Below are 16,626 nucleotides of genomic sequence, written 5' to 3'. Positions count from 1 at the left end.
GTCATCCCCTAGGGTAATGAGCCATGACGTCATCGGCTCCTGACACCACCCGAAACATGAGTTCCGTCGCGTGGGCCGCTCTGATCGTGGTCTACATCGTGTGGGGGTCGACCTACCTCGGCATCGGGATCGTCATCGAGACCATCCCTCCGCTGCTCGGCGGTGCCATCCGGTTCATCGCGGCGGCCGTGCTGCTCGGCATCGCGCTGATGATCCGGTACGGGCCGGGAGTACTGCGGGTCTCGCCCCGCCGGCTCGGCTCGGCCGCTCTGGTCGGGCTGCTGCTGCTGACCTTCGGGAACGGCATGGTGTCGATCGCCGAGCAGCACATCTCGACGGGGATGGCGGCGCTGCTGGTCTCGTCCGTACCGCTGTGGCTGGTCATCTTCCGAGCGGGCAGCGGCGACCGGCCGCCGGTCAAGACCGTCGCGGGCGTGGTCATCGGTTTCACCGGGGTGGCGCTGCTCTCGCTGCTGCGCGAGGGCGGCTCCGGGAGCGTCGTCGGCGTCGTCATCATCCTGGTGGCAGCGCTGTCGTGGTCGATCGGCTCGTTCCTCTCGAGCCGGCTGCCCATGCCCGGCAACACCTTCGTCGCGAGCGTCTACGAGATGGCCGCGGGCGGGCTCGCCCTGACCGTGCTCAGCGCGACCCGGGGTGAGAGCTTCGACCTCGGGCAGGTCTCCACCCGGTCCTGGGTGGCGCTGGCCTATCTCATCACCTTCGGCTCGCTGCTGGCCTTCACCTCGTACGTGTGGCTGCTGGACAACGCGCCGATCTCACTCGTCGGCACGTACGCCTACGTCAATCCGGCCGTGGCCGTGCTACTCGGTGCCATCGTGCTCAGCGAGCAGGTCACCTGGCCAATCCTCGCCGGCGGCGCGGTGATCATCGCCGGGGTCGGCATGGTCGTCTCGACCGAGCGCCGGGCGAAGAGGCCCGCACCGGTCGCCGCGCCCGAACCCGAACCCGCCACGAAATGACGACCTAGGCGGGCCCGTGCGCGAGCCCGCCGAAGTGACCCGGCGTGGTCAGTGCCGGCGCGGATAGGCCTCAGCGACGGTCAGGAAGGCGTCGTTGTCCTCGGGTGAGCCGATCGAGACCCGGGACCCCTCGCCCGCGAATGGACGGACGCTGACCCCGGCCTCCTCGCACGCGGCCGCGAAGTCAAGGGTGTCGTCACCGAGCCGGAGCCAGACGAAGTTGGCCTCGGTGGGCGGCACCGTCCAGCCCTGGGTCAGCAGCGCGGCCCGCACCCGGTCGCGTTCCTTGACCGTGGCCTCGACCCGCTCCAGCAGCTCGCCCTCGGCGCGCAGCGAGGCTATGGCGGCGGCCTGCGCGATGCTGTTGACGCTGAACGGCAGGAACGTCTTGCGGGCCGCCTCGGCGACCGCCGGGTGGGCGATCAGGTAACCGGTCCGGAGCCCGGCCAAGCCGTACGCCTTGGAGAAGGTGCGCAGGATCGCCAGGTTGGGCCGGTCGCCGTAGTGGTCCAGCCCGTCGACGGTCTCGTCGTCGCGCAGGTACTCGCGGTAGGCCTCGTCGAGCACCACCAGGCAGTCCCCCGGCACCTGGTCGAGGAACGCCTCGAACTCGGCCTTCCGGACCACCGTGCCGGTGGGGTTGTTGGGGTTGCAGACGAAGATCAGGCGGGTCCGCTCGGTGATGGCCTCGGCCATCGCGGACAGATCGTGCTTCTCATCCACGAGCGGCACCTGCACCGAGGTGGCGCCGACCAGGTCGACGAGCAGCGGGTACGCCTCGAACGACCGCCACGCGTACAGGATCTCGGCGCCCGGCTCGCCCACCGCCTCGAGCAGCATCTGTGCCACGCCCACCGAGCCGCACCCGACGGCGATGTGGTCGGCGGGCACGCCGTACCTGGCGGACAGGGCGGCGATCAGTTCCGTGCAGCCGTTGTCGGGATAGCGGTTCACCTGCAGGGCCGCCTCGGCGATCGCCTCGACCACCGAGGGCAGCGGGCCGTACGGCGACTCGTTGGACGACAGCTTGAACGACCTGCCACCCGGCGATACGACCATCCGGCCGGGCTTGTACGCGACGATCCGCTCCAGCACGGTACGGAAACGGGGGCTGACTTCCTCGGACACCCTTGTTCCTCCCAGGGAGCATGACGTGGGTCAGCCCCCACTTTACGGAGTGCCGGTCCGTTCGGGGAGACAGGTCCTGGGCCGGAGCATGGGGGGGCGGAGCTGCTCGGCGTCGCCGCGCGCGTAGAGCTGTGCCGGGCGGCCTCCGTCGCGCGTTGTCCTACGGCCGGTGGGGATCAGGAACCGGTCGGCGCCGGTCACCTTCCGGTGGAAGTTGCGCGGGTCGAGTGGGGTGCCCCAGACGATCTCGTACACCCGGCGCAGCTCCGCCACGGTGAACTCCTGCGGGCAGAAGGCCGCGGCCAGCGACGTGTACTCCAGCTTGGCGCGGGCGCGCTCGACCCCGTCGAACAGGATCCGGCGGTGGTCGAAGGCAGCGCGGTCGCGCTGCGCGAGATCGTCAACGGCGATCCACAGCACCTGGGCCCGACTCGAGGCGGGCAGATCGGGCGCCAGGCCGAGGTAGGCGACGCTCACCACCCGCTGGCGCGGGTCGCGGTCCGGATAGCCGTACGTCGCGAGTTGCTCGAGATGAATCCGTACGTCGGCGAGCCCGGCGCGCTCGGCCATCAGCCGGGTCGCCGCCCCGGGCAGGTCCTCGTCGAGCTGGATGAATCCGCCCGGCAACGACCAGCAGCCGTCGAACGGCGGACGATCACGCCGCCACGTCAGCGCGCACAGGCGCTGTTCGCGCACGGTGAGGACGACGAGATCGACGGTGACGGCGACCCGGGGAACGGTCATATTCAAAACGTTAGTGCGCCGCGACGCGTTGTACCCCCAGATCCCTTCCGCGATCGGCTTCGCGATGGATCGGCGGCGTCCAGGACCATGACGGCGAAGGTGGCGAGCCAGTGGTCGCCGGTGAGGTCGCCCGCGGTCACCTGGGGCACTCCGGCGGTCGGCTGCGCCTCGGCGGGAAGTTGATCGAGAGGCTGAAGTATTGTTCAACAATCCCACAAGGATGCGACGTGTCAGCCCGGCCCGAAAGGAGATACCGCCCTGCCAGGACCCACCCCGAGCGCCGTGGAGGGCCTGACCGCGGATCGGCACCTCCTCGCCCGCACCAGCACCGCCGACCGGGTCGCCGACGTGCTTCGCACGCACATCGCCGAAGGCACCCTCGCCCCGGGCACGAGGCTGTCCGAGGCGTCGATCGCGACCATCCTCGGCATCTCCCGCAACACGCTGCGTGAGGCGTTCCGGCTGCTCATCCAGGAGCGCCTGCTCACGTACGAGATGAACCGCGGAGTGGCGGTGCGCGAACTGACCGTGCGCGACGTGACCGACGCCTACAAGGCGCGCCTGGCGCTCGAGGCGGCCGGGCTGCGCAACGCGGCGGCCGCCGAGCCGAGGCTGCTCGCGGCCGTGCACGAAGCGGTGGCGCAGGGCGAGCGGGCCGCCGCGCGGGAGGAGTGGTCCGCGGTCGCCACCGCGGACCTGAACTTCCACCGGGCACTGGCCCGGCTGGCCGGCAGCGACCGGATCGACGAGTTCATGCGCCGGTTGCTGGCCGAGCTGCGGCCGGCGTTCCATGTGATGCCGTCGCCGCGCGAGTTCCACGGACCGTACCTGCGGCGCAACCGGGTCATCGCCGACCTGCTCGCGGCGGGAGACCTGCCGGCCGCTGAGCGGGAGCTCACCGACTACCTTGACAACGCGGAGGCCCAGATCACCGACCGGATGCGGGAGGTCCGAGATGCGGGAGGTCCGAGATGAAGGCGAATGATCGCCTGAACGAGCGGCCGGACGACCGTGGCCGCCCGGCCCCGAGCGGCCGCGGATCCGGGCAGGCCGTGATGGACCTCAACGCCGATCTCGGCGAGGGCTTCGGCCGGTGGACCCTCACCGACGACGAGGCCCTGCTCGACATCGTCACGAGCGCCAACGTCGCGTGCGGCTTCCACGCCGGTGATCCATCGATCATGCGCAGGGTCTGCGCACGCGCGGCCGAGCGCGGAGTGCGCATCGGCGCGCAGGTCTCCTATCGCGACCTGGCCGGCTTCGGCCGCCGCGCGATCGACATGCCGCCCGAGGAACTCGCCGACGAGGTGACGTACCAGATCGGCGCGCTCGAGGTCTTCGCCCGCGCCGCCGGCTCCCGGGTGACCTACGTCAAGCCGCACGGAGCCCTGTACAACCGCGTGGTGGCCGACGAGGGCCAGGCCGCCGCCGTGATCGAGGGCATCCGGCGGGCCGACCCGTCACTGCCGGTCCTGGGCCTGCCCGGCTCGGCGCTGCACCGTGCCGCCGAGGCCGCAGGGACGCCCACGGTCACCGAGGCCTTCGCCGACCGCGCATACACGGCCGCCGGGACGCTGGTGTCGCGGCGCGAACCGGGGGCCGTCCTCCACGACGAGGACGAGGTCGTGACCCGCTCGGTCCGCATGGCGCGTGAGCGCCAGGTGATCGCCATCACCGGAGAGCTCGTGCCCGTCGAGGCACGGTCGCTGTGCGTCCACGGCGACACGCCGTCCGCCGCGCGCCTCGCCCGCCGGATCCACGCGGCGCTGTCCGAGGCCGGTACCGCCGTGGAGCCCTTCACGTGAAAGTACTGCGAGTGGGCACGAACGCGCTGCTGGTCGAGCTCGACTCCGACGGCGAGGTGCAGGCCCTGCACGCCGAGATCACCCGCCGCCGCGCCGCCGGCTCGCTGCCGCCCGTCGGCGAGGTCGTCCCGGCCGCCCGCACCGTACTGCTGGACGGGCTGGACGACCCGGGCGATCTCGCGCGTGAGCTGCCGAGCTGGGACGTCCCCGAGCAGCCGGCCGACGCCGGCGACCTCATCGAGGTGCCCACCCGGTATGACGGCGCCGATCTCGCGGACGTCGCGGCGCACTGGGAGGTGCCGGTCGACGAGGTGGCCCGGATCCACGCCTCCGTGGAGTTCCGGGTGGCCTTCTGCGGATTCGCCCCCGGCTTCGGTTACCTGACCGGGCTCGACGAGCGCTATGCCATGCCGCGCCTCGCCACGCCGCGTTCCGCCGTCCCCGCCGGGTCGGTCGGGCTGGCCGGGCGGTACACCGGCGTCTACCCGCGCTCGTCCCCGGGCGGCTGGCGGCTCATCGGCCGTACCGATCTGGTGCTGTGGGATCCGGAGCGCGAGCCGGCCGCGCTGTTCACGCCCGGCACGCGGGTGCGCTTCGTGCCGGTGGACCAATGATCGAGGTCGTCCGGGCGGGTGCGCTGACCACCGTCCAGGACCTCGGCCGGCATGGGGTCGCCCACCTCGGCGTGCCGCGCTCGGGCGCGCTCGACGAGCCGGCGCACCGGCTCGCCAACCGGCTCGTCGGCAACCCCGAGTCGGCGGCCACCCTGGAGACGACGCTCACCGGTACGGCGGTGCGGCTGGACGCGCCCGCGACCGTCGCCGTGACCGGGGCCACCGCACCGGTACGGGTCGGCGACCGCCCGGTCGCCTGGGGCGCCCCGGTCCACGTGCCCGCGGGCGCGGTGCTCGACGTGGGAACCGCCGCCCACGGGCTGCGCAGCTACGTCGCCTTCTCCGGCGGGGTGGACGCCCCGCCCGTGCTCGGCAGCCGCTCCACCGACCTGCTCTCCGGCCTGGGCCCGCCTCGTCTCTCCGACGGCGACCGGCTCCCGCTCGGCGGTGCCGCGGGCCCGCCCGCGGCGGTCGACGTCGTCCCGGTGTCGGCGCCCGCCCGCGACCTCGTGCTGCGGCTGGTCCTCGGCCCGCGCCACGACTGGTTCACCGACACCGCGCTGGAGGTCCTGGCCACGGCCCGCTTCCAGGTGGCCGCCGCCAGCAACCGGATCGCGCTGCGCACCGAGGGCACCGCCCTGGAGCGCGCCGTCCACCGGGAACTGCCGAGCGAGGGCATGGTGCTCGGCGGTGTACAGGTGCCGCCGAACGGGTGCCCGCTGGTGTTCCTGGCCGACCATCCGACCACCGGCGGGTATCCCGTCATCGGCGTCGTGCCCGTCGCCGACCTCGCCGCCGCGGCGCAGGCCCGCCCCGGCGCCCGGGTCCGCTTCATCCCGATCCACCCGCCGGACCACGACGCGGCGAGGGACGGGTCAGGCGGGAACCACGGGGAGCGTGATCGATGAGGGGCGGTCGGGGTCGTGGAAGACCTCCTGGTCCGCGGTCACCATGACGGCCGCCGTGCCCAGCGGCTCCCCCGTACCCGGGTTGCTCGCCACCTTGGGATAGGCGCCGCTGGCCACGTGGACCCGGACCCGGTGGCCGCGCTTGAAGCGATGCCCGGCCGGCCAGAGATCCACGTGGATCCTGCGTACGCCGTCGCGGTCGGCCGCGGGCTCGGCGGGCCGCAGCCGCAGGCCGCCCTCGCAGACGTTGTGCGAGGCGCCGTCCGGGGAGACGTCGCAGAGCCGGACCACGAAGTCGGTGTGCTCACGGTCGGACCGTACGAACAGATCCGCGGTCACCGGCCCGATGATCTCCAGATCCGAGCGCAGCACCGGGCTGGAGTAGACCAGCACGTCCGGGCGGCGTTCCAGCGAGCGGTGGTCGGCCGGCTTGGCGCTGCCCATGAGGGTGGGCCCGCTGAGCGAGGGCGTGGCGTTCGCCGGGTCGTACCGGTAGGTGTCCGGCGTCGACTCGACCGGGCCGCTCTCGCCGAGCCCGTGGCCGGGCTGCAGGAACCAGCGCTGCGGGCGCATGGCGGGCACCGGCCAGTCCTGATACTCGCGCCACTCTCCGGCGCCGGTGACGAACACGCGTACCGGGTTCGCCCGGATCCTGGAGAAGTCACCGCGCAGGTGGGCCTGGAAGAAGCCGATGGACTCCCGGATCGAGACCATGACGTGGCGCGCGTCGGAGTGCCACCACGGGCCGATGGTGAGGTACGGCCGGCGGCCGGCCTTGCGCAGTGCCTCGTAGTCCTTGAGCTGCCAGGGCAGGAAGGTGTCGTACCAGCCGCCCACCATGCTGGCGGGGGCGGTGACGTCGCGCACCGTATGACTGAAGTCCCGCTTGTCCCAGAAGGACGCGTCCGGCTCGTGGCTGGTCAGCAGGTTCTGGAAGAAGGGGACCTCGGTGCCGGTGGTCAGCGCGTCGAGCTCGGCGAGCGGCCGGCCCGACCGGGCCGCGCGGCCGGCCCGGCGGCGTGACATCAGCCCGGCCGAGAGCAGGCCGAACGGCTGCTCGGAGCGGGCCGTGATGTCGATCCAGCTGAGGGTCGACTCGAGGGCGAAGGCCCCGCCGATGTACGCCGCCTCGCGGAACTGGGAGGCCGACACCGACGTGGCCATCGCCTTGAGCTCGGGACCGGCCGCGGCCGCCATCGCCCACGCGGAGTAGCCGAGGTAACTGGCGCCGTACGTCGCGAAGGAGCCGCTGAACCACGGCTGCCGCTTGAGCCAGTCGACGGTGGCCAGGCCGTCGTCGTACTCCGCCAGCGGATCGAACTCCCCGCCGGAGCCGAAGGTGCCGCGGGCGCTCTGCACCACGACCTGGTAACCGCAGTAGGCGAAGGGAATCCCGTTGATCAGTCCGGCGACCCCGCGCCGCCCGTAGGGGGTACGGACGAGGACCGCCGGTGCGCGCTCGCCGCCGGCGGGCGTGTAGCGGTCGACGAGCAGCGTGACCCCGTCGGCCATCGGCACGGGGATGTCACGTTCCACGGAGATCAGACCCCGGGCTCGTGGGAGCCGGAACGGCAGGGTGGGCAGCCGATCGGTCAGGGCCATCGTTCCTCCTCGCTCGCGTGCGGCGGGGCCGTCCGTGGGGCAGATCCTCCGTAGCCGGTGTTTTGCCACCGTTTGATGATGATAGTCCGATTTTGACCAAAAACACACCCTGTGCCGTCACGCTCCGGAAGTAGCCGCCAGGCTTATCACCTACTCGTGAGTCGCCCTTAGGGTGACCATGCGGATCCTGGAGGCTGTGTGTTCGAGACGTTCCTGCGCCGAGTGGTGGGCCCCATCCTGCGGCTGCTGTTCCGATCCCGTGTGGAGGGAGCCGAGAACGTCCCGGCCCACGGGTCGCTGATCGTCGCCAGCAACCACCTGTCGTTCATCGACAGCTTCATCATTCCGCTGGCCATCCCGCGGCCGGTGACCTTCATCGCCAAGGCGTCCTACTTCGAGGGCAAGGGGATCAAGGGCCGGTTCGTACGCTGGTTCCTCAGCTCCCTCGGCCATGTCGCGGTCAAGCGCGGGGCGCAGCGGGCCGCCTTGGGCGCGCTCGAGCAGGCGGTCGAGATCCTCGAAGCCGGCGGCGCCTTCGCGATCTACCCCGAGGGCACCCGCTCCGAGGACGGCCGCCTCTATCGGGGTCGCACCGGCGTGGGCTGGCTGGCGCTGGCGTCCGGCGCCCGTGTTCTGCCGATCGGCCTCGAGGGCACTGAGCGGATCCAGCCGGTCGGCGCCAAGTGGCCGCGGATCGGCGTCCGCGCGACCGTGCGGATCGGGCCCGTCATGGACTTCTCCCAGTATCAGGACGTGTCGCCGGCGAAGGCCCGACGCGAGATCACCGACGAGATCGTCACCATGATCCAGAAGCTCTCCGGCCAGGAGTACGCCGGCGTCTACAACGAGCGTGCGGCAGGCCGCTGACGGCTCCGGGCCATGGGCTTCGGGCGGGTGCGTGTCGCATCGGTGGGGTGATCATGGATCCACGTAGGGTCGCGCCATGCGGTGTCCCCTCCAGCCGGATCTCACCCAGCCTGATCTCACCCAGCCTGATCTCACCCAGCCTGGCCGCTCCCAGCAGGCTCGTCCTCAGCCTGACCGCCATCGGCCGGTTCGTTTCCGGCCGGGTCGCCTCGGGGTCGTGGCCGCCGTCCTGGCCGTGAGCGTGGGCGCGGCGGCATGCGGTGGCGGGGACACCCCGCCCTCCGGAGAGACCGCGGCCCACCCTCCACCGGGCACCGGCTACACCTCCGACCAGCTCCAGCAGGCGCTTCTCACCGAACTGCCCGGCTATCAACGCGCGGGCGAACCCGACTCCGGCGAGTACGGCGCGCTCGATGCGATCCAGAACTTCAACCGGTTGCAGGGCCAGGTGCGGCTGGACAAGCCCCAGTGCGCGAACACGACCCAGAACTTCGACACGACCCAGCAGGCCACCCCGGCGGCGATCACCACGTTCGCCAAGAACAACGGTCAGAATGTCACCGAGACGCTGATCCGCGTCTCGGCCGAGACGGCGGATCGCCAGGTGCGGATCAGGGTGCCGCCGTCCTGCCGCAACTTCCGGGCCCACGTCGGCGACCAGTGGTCGACGCACCGGGTGGTGGAGGCCCGGGGCCGGCTCGGGGAAGGCTCGCGGACCGTCGGCGTGGCCACCACCAGCGGAACCTCCCACGTCAAGACGTGGTACGTCGTGCTGAAGGCCCGCGGGTACCTCGCCACCATCACCTTGTACGGACCGAACGTCACCCGCGCCGAGGCCGAACAGATCGCCCGCCAGGCCCACCTGCAGGCTGAACGCATTCTCCCGTAGCTCACGGTCGCGCGGAATGTTCTGTTACAGATAGCGTGCCCAATACGCAGGTAAGGCGGCGGGGCCGGGCCGGGGCGCGTGGGCGAGCGACCGAGGGCGATGAGATGAGCATCGCGTCGAGGGCGGCCGTGGGCGGTGCGAAAACAGAATGCGGGAGACGCTGTGGTCGGGAAACAGGGCAGGGTGACCGGAAAGATCGGTCCCGGCCTGGTCGGTGAGGTAATGATCCCGATCCGGGGCGGCGTCGAGGCGTTCTACGCCCATTCGGTCGATCCGCGAGACGAGATCATCGTGGGCTCGATCATCGTGGTCATCGAATATCACCCACCGCGAACCGTTTACGTCGCTCCAACGTCTATTTGACGACGTGCGGAACATAACCCCATACAGGAGGAGCGATGCCGGTTGTCGTGATCGCAGCGATCTGTGCCGTTGGGCTCATCGCGCTCATCATCATCTTCAAGCTGGTCTGGCGGGTGGCCGAGCCGAACGAGGCTCTGATCATCTCGGGGCTGGGCGCTCGCTCCAAGAACATCGAGACCGCCGACAGCCTCGGCTTCAAGATCGTCAGCGGTAAGGGCACCTTGGTGCTCCCGGGCTTTCAGAGCTCGCGCAGGCTCCGCCTGGACAGCCGCGCCGCAAATCTCGAGGTCTCCTGCGTCACTCAGCAGGGCATCCCCGTACACGTGCGCGGTGTGGTGATCTACAAGGTCGGCGACGACACCGTCTCCATCGCCAACGCGGCACGGCGGTTCCTGGAGCAGCAGAAGTCGATGGACGGGGCCATCCACGAGCTGTTCACCGGTCATCTCCGGTCGATCATCGGCAACCTGACCGTCGAGGACCTCATCCTGAACCGCGAGCGCCTCACCAGCGAGGCGCGCGGATCGGCCGCCGACGAAATGAGCAAGCTCGGACTGATCGTCGACTCACTGCAGATCCAGGAGATCGACGACTCGACCGGCTACATCACCAACCTGGGGCGCCCGCACGCCGCGAAGATAGCGTCCAGCGCCCGTATCGCCGAGGCGGAGCGCAACCAGGAGGCGACCCAGCGCGAGCAGGAGGCCGCCGCCCTGAACGCCGCCGCGATCCGGGACAGCGCGATCAAGCAGAGGGCGGCCCAGGCCGAGGTCGACGCGGCCACCTCCAGGCAGGAGCAGGCGGGTCCGCTCGCCCAGGCCGAGGCCCGCCAGAACGTCGTGATCCAGGAGACCCGGGCGGCCGAGCTCGAGGCGGAGCGGGCGGAGAAGCAGCTGCTCGCCTCGATCCGCAAGCCGGCCGACGCCAAGGCGTACGAAACCGTCACGCTCGCCGAGGCCGCGCGCGAAGCTCAGATCAAGCGCGCACAGGCCGAGGCCGAGGCGATCCGGGTGAGCGGTGAGGCGCAGGCGTCGGCGGCGCGTGCGAAGGGGCTCGCCGAGGCCGAGGCGATCAAGGCGAAGGGTCTGGCCGAGGCCGACGCGATCAAGGCACGCGCGGAGGCACTGGCCCAGAACCAGGAGGCCGTGATCGCACAGCAGCTCGCGGAGAACTGGGCCGAGATCGTCGAAGCCGGCTCCAAGGCGTTCGGCAACGTCGACCACATGGTCGTGCTGAACGGTGCGGAGGGCATCGAGGACATGCTGGCCAAGGCGCTCACCCTGGGCGGCACCGGTCTCGGCGTCGCGCGCCACCTGCTGTCGACCATGTCCCCGAACCCGTCCACGGAGAACGGCAAGGCCAACGCGGTCGTCGTGCCCGTACAGACCCCGGTGCCGGAATCGGGACCGGACTCCACCAAGGAATAACGACACGAGCTTCCCTTGTGGCCGGTGCACGAATAAGTGCATGATCACGGCCGGGATCTCTCCGTCGTGATCATGCACTTATTCGCCGTATCCACTGCGGGGAGACCCGGCCGGCGTCGCCGGTCCGGCCGGGACCTCCGCCCGTGACCACCTGGTGTGTTCCGACTGATCGGCGTCGTGTGAGGATCGTCCTGTGAAGACATTGATACGCGTGATCGTCACCGCGATCGCTCTCTGGGTGGCGACCGCAGTGGTGGCCGGCATCAACATCACCACCGATACGACGAGCAAGCGCATCGGCACGCTGCTCGTGGTCGCCGTCATCTTCGGTCTCGTCAACGCGTTCCTCAAGCCGATCGTCAAGAAGGTCGGCTGCGTCTTCTACATCCTCACGCTGGGTCTGATCGCCCTCGTGGTGAACGGCCTGCTGCTCTGGCTGACCAGTTGGGTCGCCAAGCAGCTGGAGCTGCCGTTCGAGGTGACCGGTTTCTGGGCGGCCTTCTGGGGTGCCATCGTCGTCGGCGTCGTGAGCTGGCTGTTGAGCCTCCTCGTCCACGACGACTGATCGCGAACACCCGTACACCGGACGGCGGGCACCGGGCACCCGCCGCCGCGCGGATGTTCGGCAACGCCGAGTTCCTCGGCCGGTTCTCCGAACCCCGTTGACTCAGTCCTCGGCGAGCACGATCACCTGATCCTCTGCGGACAGCGTGAGCGCCGCCCCCTTGTCCGGGTTGAGCACCATTCCGTACGACGGGGGCTCGCGGAACGACGCGCCCCGCCGGTAGCCCAACGCAGTCTCACCGCGCCTTCTGGCGCTCTCGATCACTGTGGCGAAGTTGGCGGGCGTGCCCGGCCGCAGGTAGTCGCCGGCGGGCTTGAGATAGAGCTCCGACCCCGAGGGGTCGAGCAGGTCGACGAAGACGTCGTAGAGGTACCGGCTCTCGCTGAGCTGGGTCAGCAGCAGGCTGATCAGTTTGGCGCTGACCACGAAGTCGTCGACCTTCGTGACCTGGGCGACCTCTCGGTTGGCGTCATCGTTGATCTCGCTGACGATCGAGTAGGGGTCCCCGAGGCGCTCCTCCAGGTCGCGCAGGTGGAGCAGGGTGACGAGGGTACGGGCGTCGGCGTGCTGCGGGTCGAAGGAGTCGTCGGAGAGCGCGATGACGTTCTGGTACGAGCCCACGTCGAGAGCCTCCAGCCGGGTGCGATCGGTGGGGTCGCAGGCGGTGAAGCCGATCGTCAGATTCGTCAGGTTCCGTAGCTCCTCGAACGCCGGCCGCGGGTCGTCGCAGAGCGCCGCGACGTCGAGTACCGAGCCCCGCTGCACGAAGCTGTCGAGCAGGCTGATGATCTTCGGTGCGCGATTGTTCCAGCCCATCATGAGCGTGCGCCCGGGGGCCGGAGGTCGCGGTGTGGCGGCGGTGATCGCCTCTTGAACGATCGGTGGCCGCTCTCTGGCCAGGCGGATGAGCAGGTCGTCCTCCGCCAGGACGATCAGCTGATCACCGGGCTCTACGACGGTGTCCTGCGGCGGGTTCACCGACACCCTGCCGTCCGCGTGCCGCAGCCCTCCCGGGATGCCGAGCTCGTACGTGAGGAGCGCCTCCCCGTACGTCATGCCGACCACGGCCGGCTCCGACACGAGGTAGAACTCGTTCCCCGCGAAGTCCAGCAGCTCGGTGAAGACCGACGACAGCCCGGACTGGCGGTGAGACTGCACGATCAACCGGATCGCGATGTCGTCGGCGTCCACCACGTGAGCCGTGGGGCCGCCGGCCAGCCGGGCGGCGGGCAGGTTCGCGGTCTTCGACACCGGGGCCACCACGTGCGGGCGCCGCTGCCCCCAGGTGCGCGCACCCAGTGAGAGCAGCACCTTGATGACATGCGTGTCGGGGTCCTCGACGGGCGGGGCCACCACGACGATCGAGCGTGCGGTTCCCAGGCTGATCAGCTCGAGATCGGCGACCTTCAGCGGATTCCCCCTGCGGCACACGACCCTGGTGCTGCCGACGTCGGGCATCCGCGTCTTGATCGCGTCTTCCATGTCGACCTTGTCGTGGTCGGCCAGAATCGCCACGCACGACCGGCGCCGGCTCTGATTCGCCTCAGCCAGCTGTGCCACGACGGTGAACACCTGATCCGACCACCCGAGCACCACTGTGTGATCGCGCTCGACGATCATCGAGCGGCCCTTCCTCAGCTCGGTGATCTTTGCTTCCAAGCCCGTGGTCAGCACACCGATGAGGGCGCTGACGATGAAGATGCCACCCACCGTGGCCATCAGCATGAGCGCGAGGAACGGTGCCGTCCCGGTGTCGCCGCCCATGGTGCCCGGGTCGAGTGTGCGCAGCAGGCTGCGCCAGAACACCCCCGGCCAGTTGCCGTTCTCGTCCGCGTCCCCTGGCGCCAGTACGGTCACCAGCGAGGCGACGACCAGGATGAGCACCGCCGAGGCCAGTGCCAGCCATCCGATCAGGGCCGGCGTGCCCTTCGACATCGTGTTGTCGAACCAATAACGTGCCCGATTCCGCCAGCTGACCCGAGCCAACCGAACCTCTCCCCACCCGGTTCGTCGCCAGATTATGGCGGAACACCACCAAAACGCTGAAAAACTATCAGCATGGGGTGACCGGGCGAGGGTGATCGACTCAATTCAGGGAATTCAGCGCGGACATAACGATGCGGGTGCCGAGCCGGCTTTTGGCTCGACACCCGCAACTTATGGCACGACGACTTTCCGAACACCCGAGTCGTGCCACGGTAATGGCCGACCGCTAGTCGAGCGGATTCACTCCGACCCCGGCGCGACGATGGTCTGACCGTCCACGACCGCCCCGGCGGCCTGACGGACGTTGGTCAGCTTCTCGTAGGTCGTGACCTCCTGCGCGGCCGTGTGGTGCCTACGGGACGGCACCGCCATGCTCGTCACGCTGAACGGGCCCGTGGCGGGAAGGGTCCGGATCGAGGAGGTTTCCTCGCACGGTGCCTTCACCACCGGGGTGGCCGGCTGGCAGGCGCTGACGGGAGCCTCCGGAGCAGTCGGGGCCTGGGGCGGAGTCGCGGGAACGTGGTGGCAGGTCCACTTCGGGGCGCTCCAGGTCATGGAGGCACTGCCGCACGTCCGTACCGGTGCGCTCGACTGCGTGCTCGACTGCGTGCTCGACTGCGTGCTCGACCCACAGGCCGCCTGGGCGGCGCTGTTCAGCCCAGCGATCGCGTTGCCGCAGACGTTGACCGGGACGCTGATGGGCGCCTTGACCTGGTTGCCGCTGAGCACGCTGTGGCGGTTGGAGCTCAGCATGGCGCTCCGCTCGCTCCCGCCCAGCCCGACGAGACGCTGGCCGCCACCCTGGGCACTGGCGCTCCCCCCGAGCAGCCCGAGGGCGTTCCCGCTCACGTTGATGGGCGCGGAGATGGGAGCCTCGACCTGGTTGCCGCTGAGAAGACTGTCGTGGTTGTCGCTCACGTCGGCGCTGGCGATTCCAGAGCCGATGGCGAAGAATCCCGCCCCGACGAGGGCAACGTGCCCAGCGTTCTTCATCCAGTTTCGCATTTCTTCTCCTGTTTCTTGATTTTGGACCGAGATGAGCCACTGCCCCATTCGGACGTGGCGGACAGCGATGATTTCAGCCGAGTCATAACTGGTCTATCACTACCCGTCGCAGCGAGTACTCCTCGTCACTCGTCGGCGTGTCGTGCAAGCTGCGAAGCGGGATTGGTCAGATCTACCGGAACTGTCTGTACGGGCCAATGAACGCCCCTGCTCACCTCGGCATTGCGCAAGCTATCACCGCGCCAGGGCACCGACCACGGATCATGGGAGTGCCGACACTTACTCGACCTCAAACTTACCTTTCCCGGAAACTGGGAGCGGTTACGTGAGATCCCATTGGCACCAACGGGCGGCCCGCCCGACCACCCGGTTCAGCGACCATTTCACGACGAGCCACGTCATCGCGACCGCTGGGTCGATGTCCGGGATATACACGGATCGCTGGGCTCAGCCGGAAAAGCGCGTGGCGCGGCGCGGCTTGGGCGGTGAGCGCGTGCGCGAGACGCCGTCAGTGCCGGCCTGATCCCTCAGTACCGGTCTGAGCCCCCAGTGCGGTCGGCACCGTCAGCGCTGGTCAGAGCCAGTCACGGCGCTTAAAGATCAAGTACAGGCTGGTGCAGACCACGGCCATGAGTGCGATCGCGAAGGGATAGCCCAGCATCCAGTCCAACTCCGGCATATCAGTGAAGTTCATGCCGTAAATCGTGCCGATCAGGGTGGGCGCGAACAGAATGGCCGCCCATGCGGAGATCTTTTTGACCTCCTCATTCTGGGCATAGTTGGCACGGGTGAGGTGCTTCATCTCCTCATTCTGAGCCTGGCTCACGAGCGTCGCATTGACGGTGAGAATGTCCTGCAGCATCTGGCGGAACCCGTCCACGCGCTCGACCACGGTCGTCGCGTGGTCCTCGACGTCGCGCAGATAGCGCCGCAACTCCTCGTCGGTGCCGTACTTCTCGAAGCCGGCGGTGAGCGCCTCAAGCATCCCGAGCAGCGGGCGGGTGGCCCGCTGGAACTCGATGACCTCGCGAGACAGTTCGTAGATGCGCCGGGACACCTTCGGATCCCCGCCGAACACCTCTGTCTCGATCTCGTCGATGTCGTTCTGCAGCCCGGCCACCACGGGGGCGTATCCGTCGACGACGGCGTCCAGGATCGCGTAGAGCACGGCCTCGGGCCCGTTCGCGATCAGCTCCGGATCCTCCTCGACCCGGCTCCGCACCACCGCCAGGTTCGGAGCCTCACTGTGGCGGACGGTCAGGACGAAGTCGCTGCCCACGAAGACGTGCAGCTCGCCGAAATCGACCTCTTCGAGATCGTCCACATAGCGGGCGGCCCGCAGCACCACGAAGAGGGTGTCGCCATAGCGTTCCAGCTTGGGCCGCTGATGGGCCACGATGGCGTCCTCGACGGCCAGTTCGTGCAGCCCGAACTCCTCGGCGAGCGACAGCAGCTGGTCCTCGGTCGGGCGATAGAGCCCGATCCAGGCCATGGACTTCTCGGTGTCGCGCAGGGACCGGTAGGTGTCCGCGAGGGTCCCCGGTCTGCCGTCCACATAGATGGCGGCGTCGATCACGCTGCTCTCAGCGGGCCGGTCGTTTCCCACACGGGGATCCATCGACCGTTCCGGGGCCGCGCGCCGTACGGCGTGGTGGTCACCGGGACGCGAAGCGGCGCGCTTGAGGGGTCGCAACGCGCGTGCACGCCAATCGGACATGACAGATCTCCGGAGCGAGGCGGGTC

Annotated in this window: 17 protein-coding genes; 11 read left to right on the top strand and 6 right to left on the bottom strand. The window is 69.6% G+C overall.

The window, feature by feature from the left end; all coding sequences use genetic code 11:
- The first annotated feature begins 56 nt into the window (after window positions 1-56).
- Complete coding sequence (locus tag HKK74_RS15210) at window positions 57-980, top strand: EamA family transporter (protein ID WP_187243862.1); 924 nt, start codon at window positions 57-59, stop codon at window positions 978-980.
- A 48-nt stretch (window positions 981-1,028) separates the two neighbouring features.
- On the opposite strand, the gene hisC is transcribed toward HKK74_RS15210, so the two are convergent.
- Both hisC and HKK74_RS15200 read right to left on the bottom strand, forming a co-directional pair.
- Window positions 1,029-2,108, bottom strand: a complete 1,080-nt coding sequence (gene hisC / locus HKK74_RS15205; RefSeq protein WP_187243861.1) for a histidinol-phosphate transaminase — start codon at window positions 2,106-2,108, stop codon at window positions 1,029-1,031.
- A 42-nt stretch (window positions 2,109-2,150) separates the two neighbouring features.
- A complete protein-coding gene (locus HKK74_RS15200) occupies window positions 2,151-2,852 on the bottom strand; it encodes an NUDIX hydrolase (RefSeq protein WP_187243860.1) in 702 nt (233 codons plus the stop codon).
- Between the two features lie 282 nt (window positions 2,853-3,134).
- On the opposite strand from HKK74_RS15200, the gene HKK74_RS15195 reads away from it, so the two are divergent.
- The 4 genes from HKK74_RS15195 (at window position 3,135) to HKK74_RS15180 (ending at window position 6,179) form a co-directional block, all read left to right on the top strand.
- Window positions 3,135-3,827, top strand: coding sequence for a GntR family transcriptional regulator (locus tag HKK74_RS15195; protein ID WP_312881495.1), 693 nt, complete (start codon window positions 3,135-3,137; stop codon window positions 3,825-3,827).
- Window positions 3,828-3,907: 80 nt separating this feature from the next.
- Complete coding sequence (locus tag HKK74_RS15190) at window positions 3,908-4,657, top strand: LamB/YcsF family protein (RefSeq protein WP_222722318.1); 750 nt, start codon at window positions 3,908-3,910, stop codon at window positions 4,655-4,657.
- A complete protein-coding gene (locus tag HKK74_RS15185) occupies window positions 4,654-5,271 on the top strand; it encodes a 5-oxoprolinase subunit B family protein (protein ID WP_187243858.1) in 618 nt (205 codons plus the stop codon). Before HKK74_RS15190 ends, HKK74_RS15185 begins: the two co-directional genes overlap by 4 nt.
- Entirely contained in the window at window positions 5,268-6,179 is a 912-nt protein-coding gene (locus HKK74_RS15180; RefSeq protein WP_187243857.1) for a 5-oxoprolinase subunit C family protein, read from the top strand. The genes HKK74_RS15185 and HKK74_RS15180 overlap by 4 nt, the downstream gene beginning before the upstream one ends.
- Here HKK74_RS15180 and HKK74_RS15175 read toward each other — a convergent pair.
- Window positions 6,147-7,781, bottom strand: a complete 1,635-nt coding sequence (locus tag HKK74_RS15175; RefSeq protein WP_187243856.1) for a CocE/NonD family hydrolase — start codon at window positions 7,779-7,781, stop codon at window positions 6,147-6,149. The two genes, HKK74_RS15180 and HKK74_RS15175, sit on opposite strands and share 33 nt — an antisense overlap.
- Before the next feature lie 198 nt (window positions 7,782-7,979).
- Between HKK74_RS15175 and HKK74_RS15170 the strand changes: the two genes are divergently transcribed.
- From HKK74_RS15170 to HKK74_RS15145, 6 genes are all read left to right on the top strand, one after another.
- Window positions 7,980-8,648 (top strand): lysophospholipid acyltransferase family protein, encoded by a 669-nt coding sequence (locus HKK74_RS15170; protein WP_187243855.1) that lies wholly within the window; start codon window positions 7,980-7,982, stop codon window positions 8,646-8,648.
- Window positions 8,649-8,701: 53 nt separating this feature from the next.
- A complete protein-coding gene (locus HKK74_RS15165; RefSeq protein WP_187243854.1) occupies window positions 8,702-8,887 on the top strand; it encodes a hypothetical protein in 186 nt (61 codons plus the stop codon).
- Window positions 8,866-9,537 (top strand): hypothetical protein, encoded by a 672-nt coding sequence (locus HKK74_RS15160; protein WP_187243853.1) that lies wholly within the window; start codon window positions 8,866-8,868, stop codon window positions 9,535-9,537. The genes HKK74_RS15165 and HKK74_RS15160 overlap by 22 nt, the downstream gene beginning before the upstream one ends.
- A 162-nt stretch (window positions 9,538-9,699) precedes the next feature.
- On the top strand, window positions 9,700-9,900 hold the full coding sequence (locus HKK74_RS15155; protein WP_187243852.1) for an NfeD C-terminal domain-containing protein: 201 nt from the start codon (window positions 9,700-9,702) through the stop codon (window positions 9,898-9,900).
- A 35-nt stretch (window positions 9,901-9,935) separates the two neighbouring features.
- The gene (locus HKK74_RS15150; protein WP_187243851.1) at window positions 9,936-11,327 is read left to right on the top strand and encodes a flotillin family protein; all 1,392 of its coding nucleotides are present in this window, start codon (window positions 9,936-9,938) and stop codon (window positions 11,325-11,327) included.
- Between the two features lie 193 nt (window positions 11,328-11,520).
- Complete coding sequence (locus tag HKK74_RS15145) at window positions 11,521-11,892, top strand: phage holin family protein (protein ID WP_187243850.1); 372 nt, start codon at window positions 11,521-11,523, stop codon at window positions 11,890-11,892.
- A 102-nt stretch (window positions 11,893-11,994) separates the two neighbouring features.
- Here HKK74_RS15145 and HKK74_RS15140 read toward each other — a convergent pair whose 3' ends face one another.
- The 3 genes from HKK74_RS15140 to corA all read right to left on the bottom strand — a co-directional run bounded on the left by HKK74_RS15140 (window position 11,995) and on the right by corA (window position 16,600).
- Window positions 11,995-13,878 carry a CASTOR/POLLUX-related putative ion channel gene (locus tag HKK74_RS15140; protein ID WP_222722286.1) on the bottom strand — a complete coding sequence of 628 codons (1,884 nt, stop codon included), beginning with the start codon at window positions 13,876-13,878 and terminating at the stop codon, window positions 11,995-11,997.
- A gap of 240 nt (window positions 13,879-14,118) precedes the next feature.
- Entirely contained in the window at window positions 14,119-14,883 is a 765-nt protein-coding gene (locus tag HKK74_RS15135) for a chaplin (protein ID WP_187243848.1), read from the bottom strand.
- 574 nt (window positions 14,884-15,457) lie between these two features.
- Entirely contained in the window at window positions 15,458-16,600 is a 1,143-nt protein-coding gene (gene corA, locus HKK74_RS15130) for a magnesium/cobalt transporter CorA (protein ID WP_187243847.1), read from the bottom strand.
- Between the last annotated feature and the right edge of the window lie 26 nt (window positions 16,601-16,626).

The sequence above is a fragment of the Actinomadura alba genome (assembly GCF_014323705.1).
GTDB classification, from domain to species: domain Bacteria; phylum Actinomycetota; class Actinomycetes; order Streptosporangiales; family Streptosporangiaceae; genus Actinomadura_C; species Actinomadura_C alba.
The sequence above is the reverse complement of the archived record's forward strand: the minus strand, read 5'-3'. Positions and strand labels throughout refer to the sequence as shown.

Bases quoted from the DNA above. Each gene is read 5' to 3' on its own strand.
- HKK74_RS15210 (WP_187243862.1), top strand. From the start codon at position 57: ATGAGTTCCGTCGCGTGGGCCGCTCTGATCGTGGTCTACATCGTGTGG.
- HKK74_RS15200 (WP_187243860.1), bottom strand. From the start codon at position 2,852: ATGACCGTTCCCCGGGTCGCCGTCACCGTCGATCTCGTCGTCCTCACC.
- HKK74_RS15190 (WP_222722318.1), top strand. From the start codon at position 3,908: ATGGACCTCAACGCCGATCTCGGCGAGGGCTTCGGCCGGTGGACCCTC.
- HKK74_RS15180 (WP_187243857.1), top strand. From the start codon at position 5,268: ATGATCGAGGTCGTCCGGGCGGGTGCGCTGACCACCGTCCAGGACCTC.
- HKK74_RS15175 (WP_187243856.1), bottom strand. From the start codon at position 7,781: ATGGCCCTGACCGATCGGCTGCCCACCCTGCCGTTCCGGCTCCCACGA.
- HKK74_RS15165 (WP_187243854.1), top strand. From the start codon at position 8,702: ATGGATCCACGTAGGGTCGCGCCATGCGGTGTCCCCTCCAGCCGGATC.
- HKK74_RS15150 (WP_187243851.1), top strand. From the start codon at position 9,936: ATGCCGGTTGTCGTGATCGCAGCGATCTGTGCCGTTGGGCTCATCGCG.
- HKK74_RS15135 (WP_187243848.1), bottom strand. From the start codon at position 14,883: ATGCGAAACTGGATGAAGAACGCTGGGCACGTTGCCCTCGTCGGGGCG.
- corA (WP_187243847.1), bottom strand. From the start codon at position 16,600: ATGTCCGATTGGCGTGCACGCGCGTTGCGACCCCTCAAGCGCGCCGCT.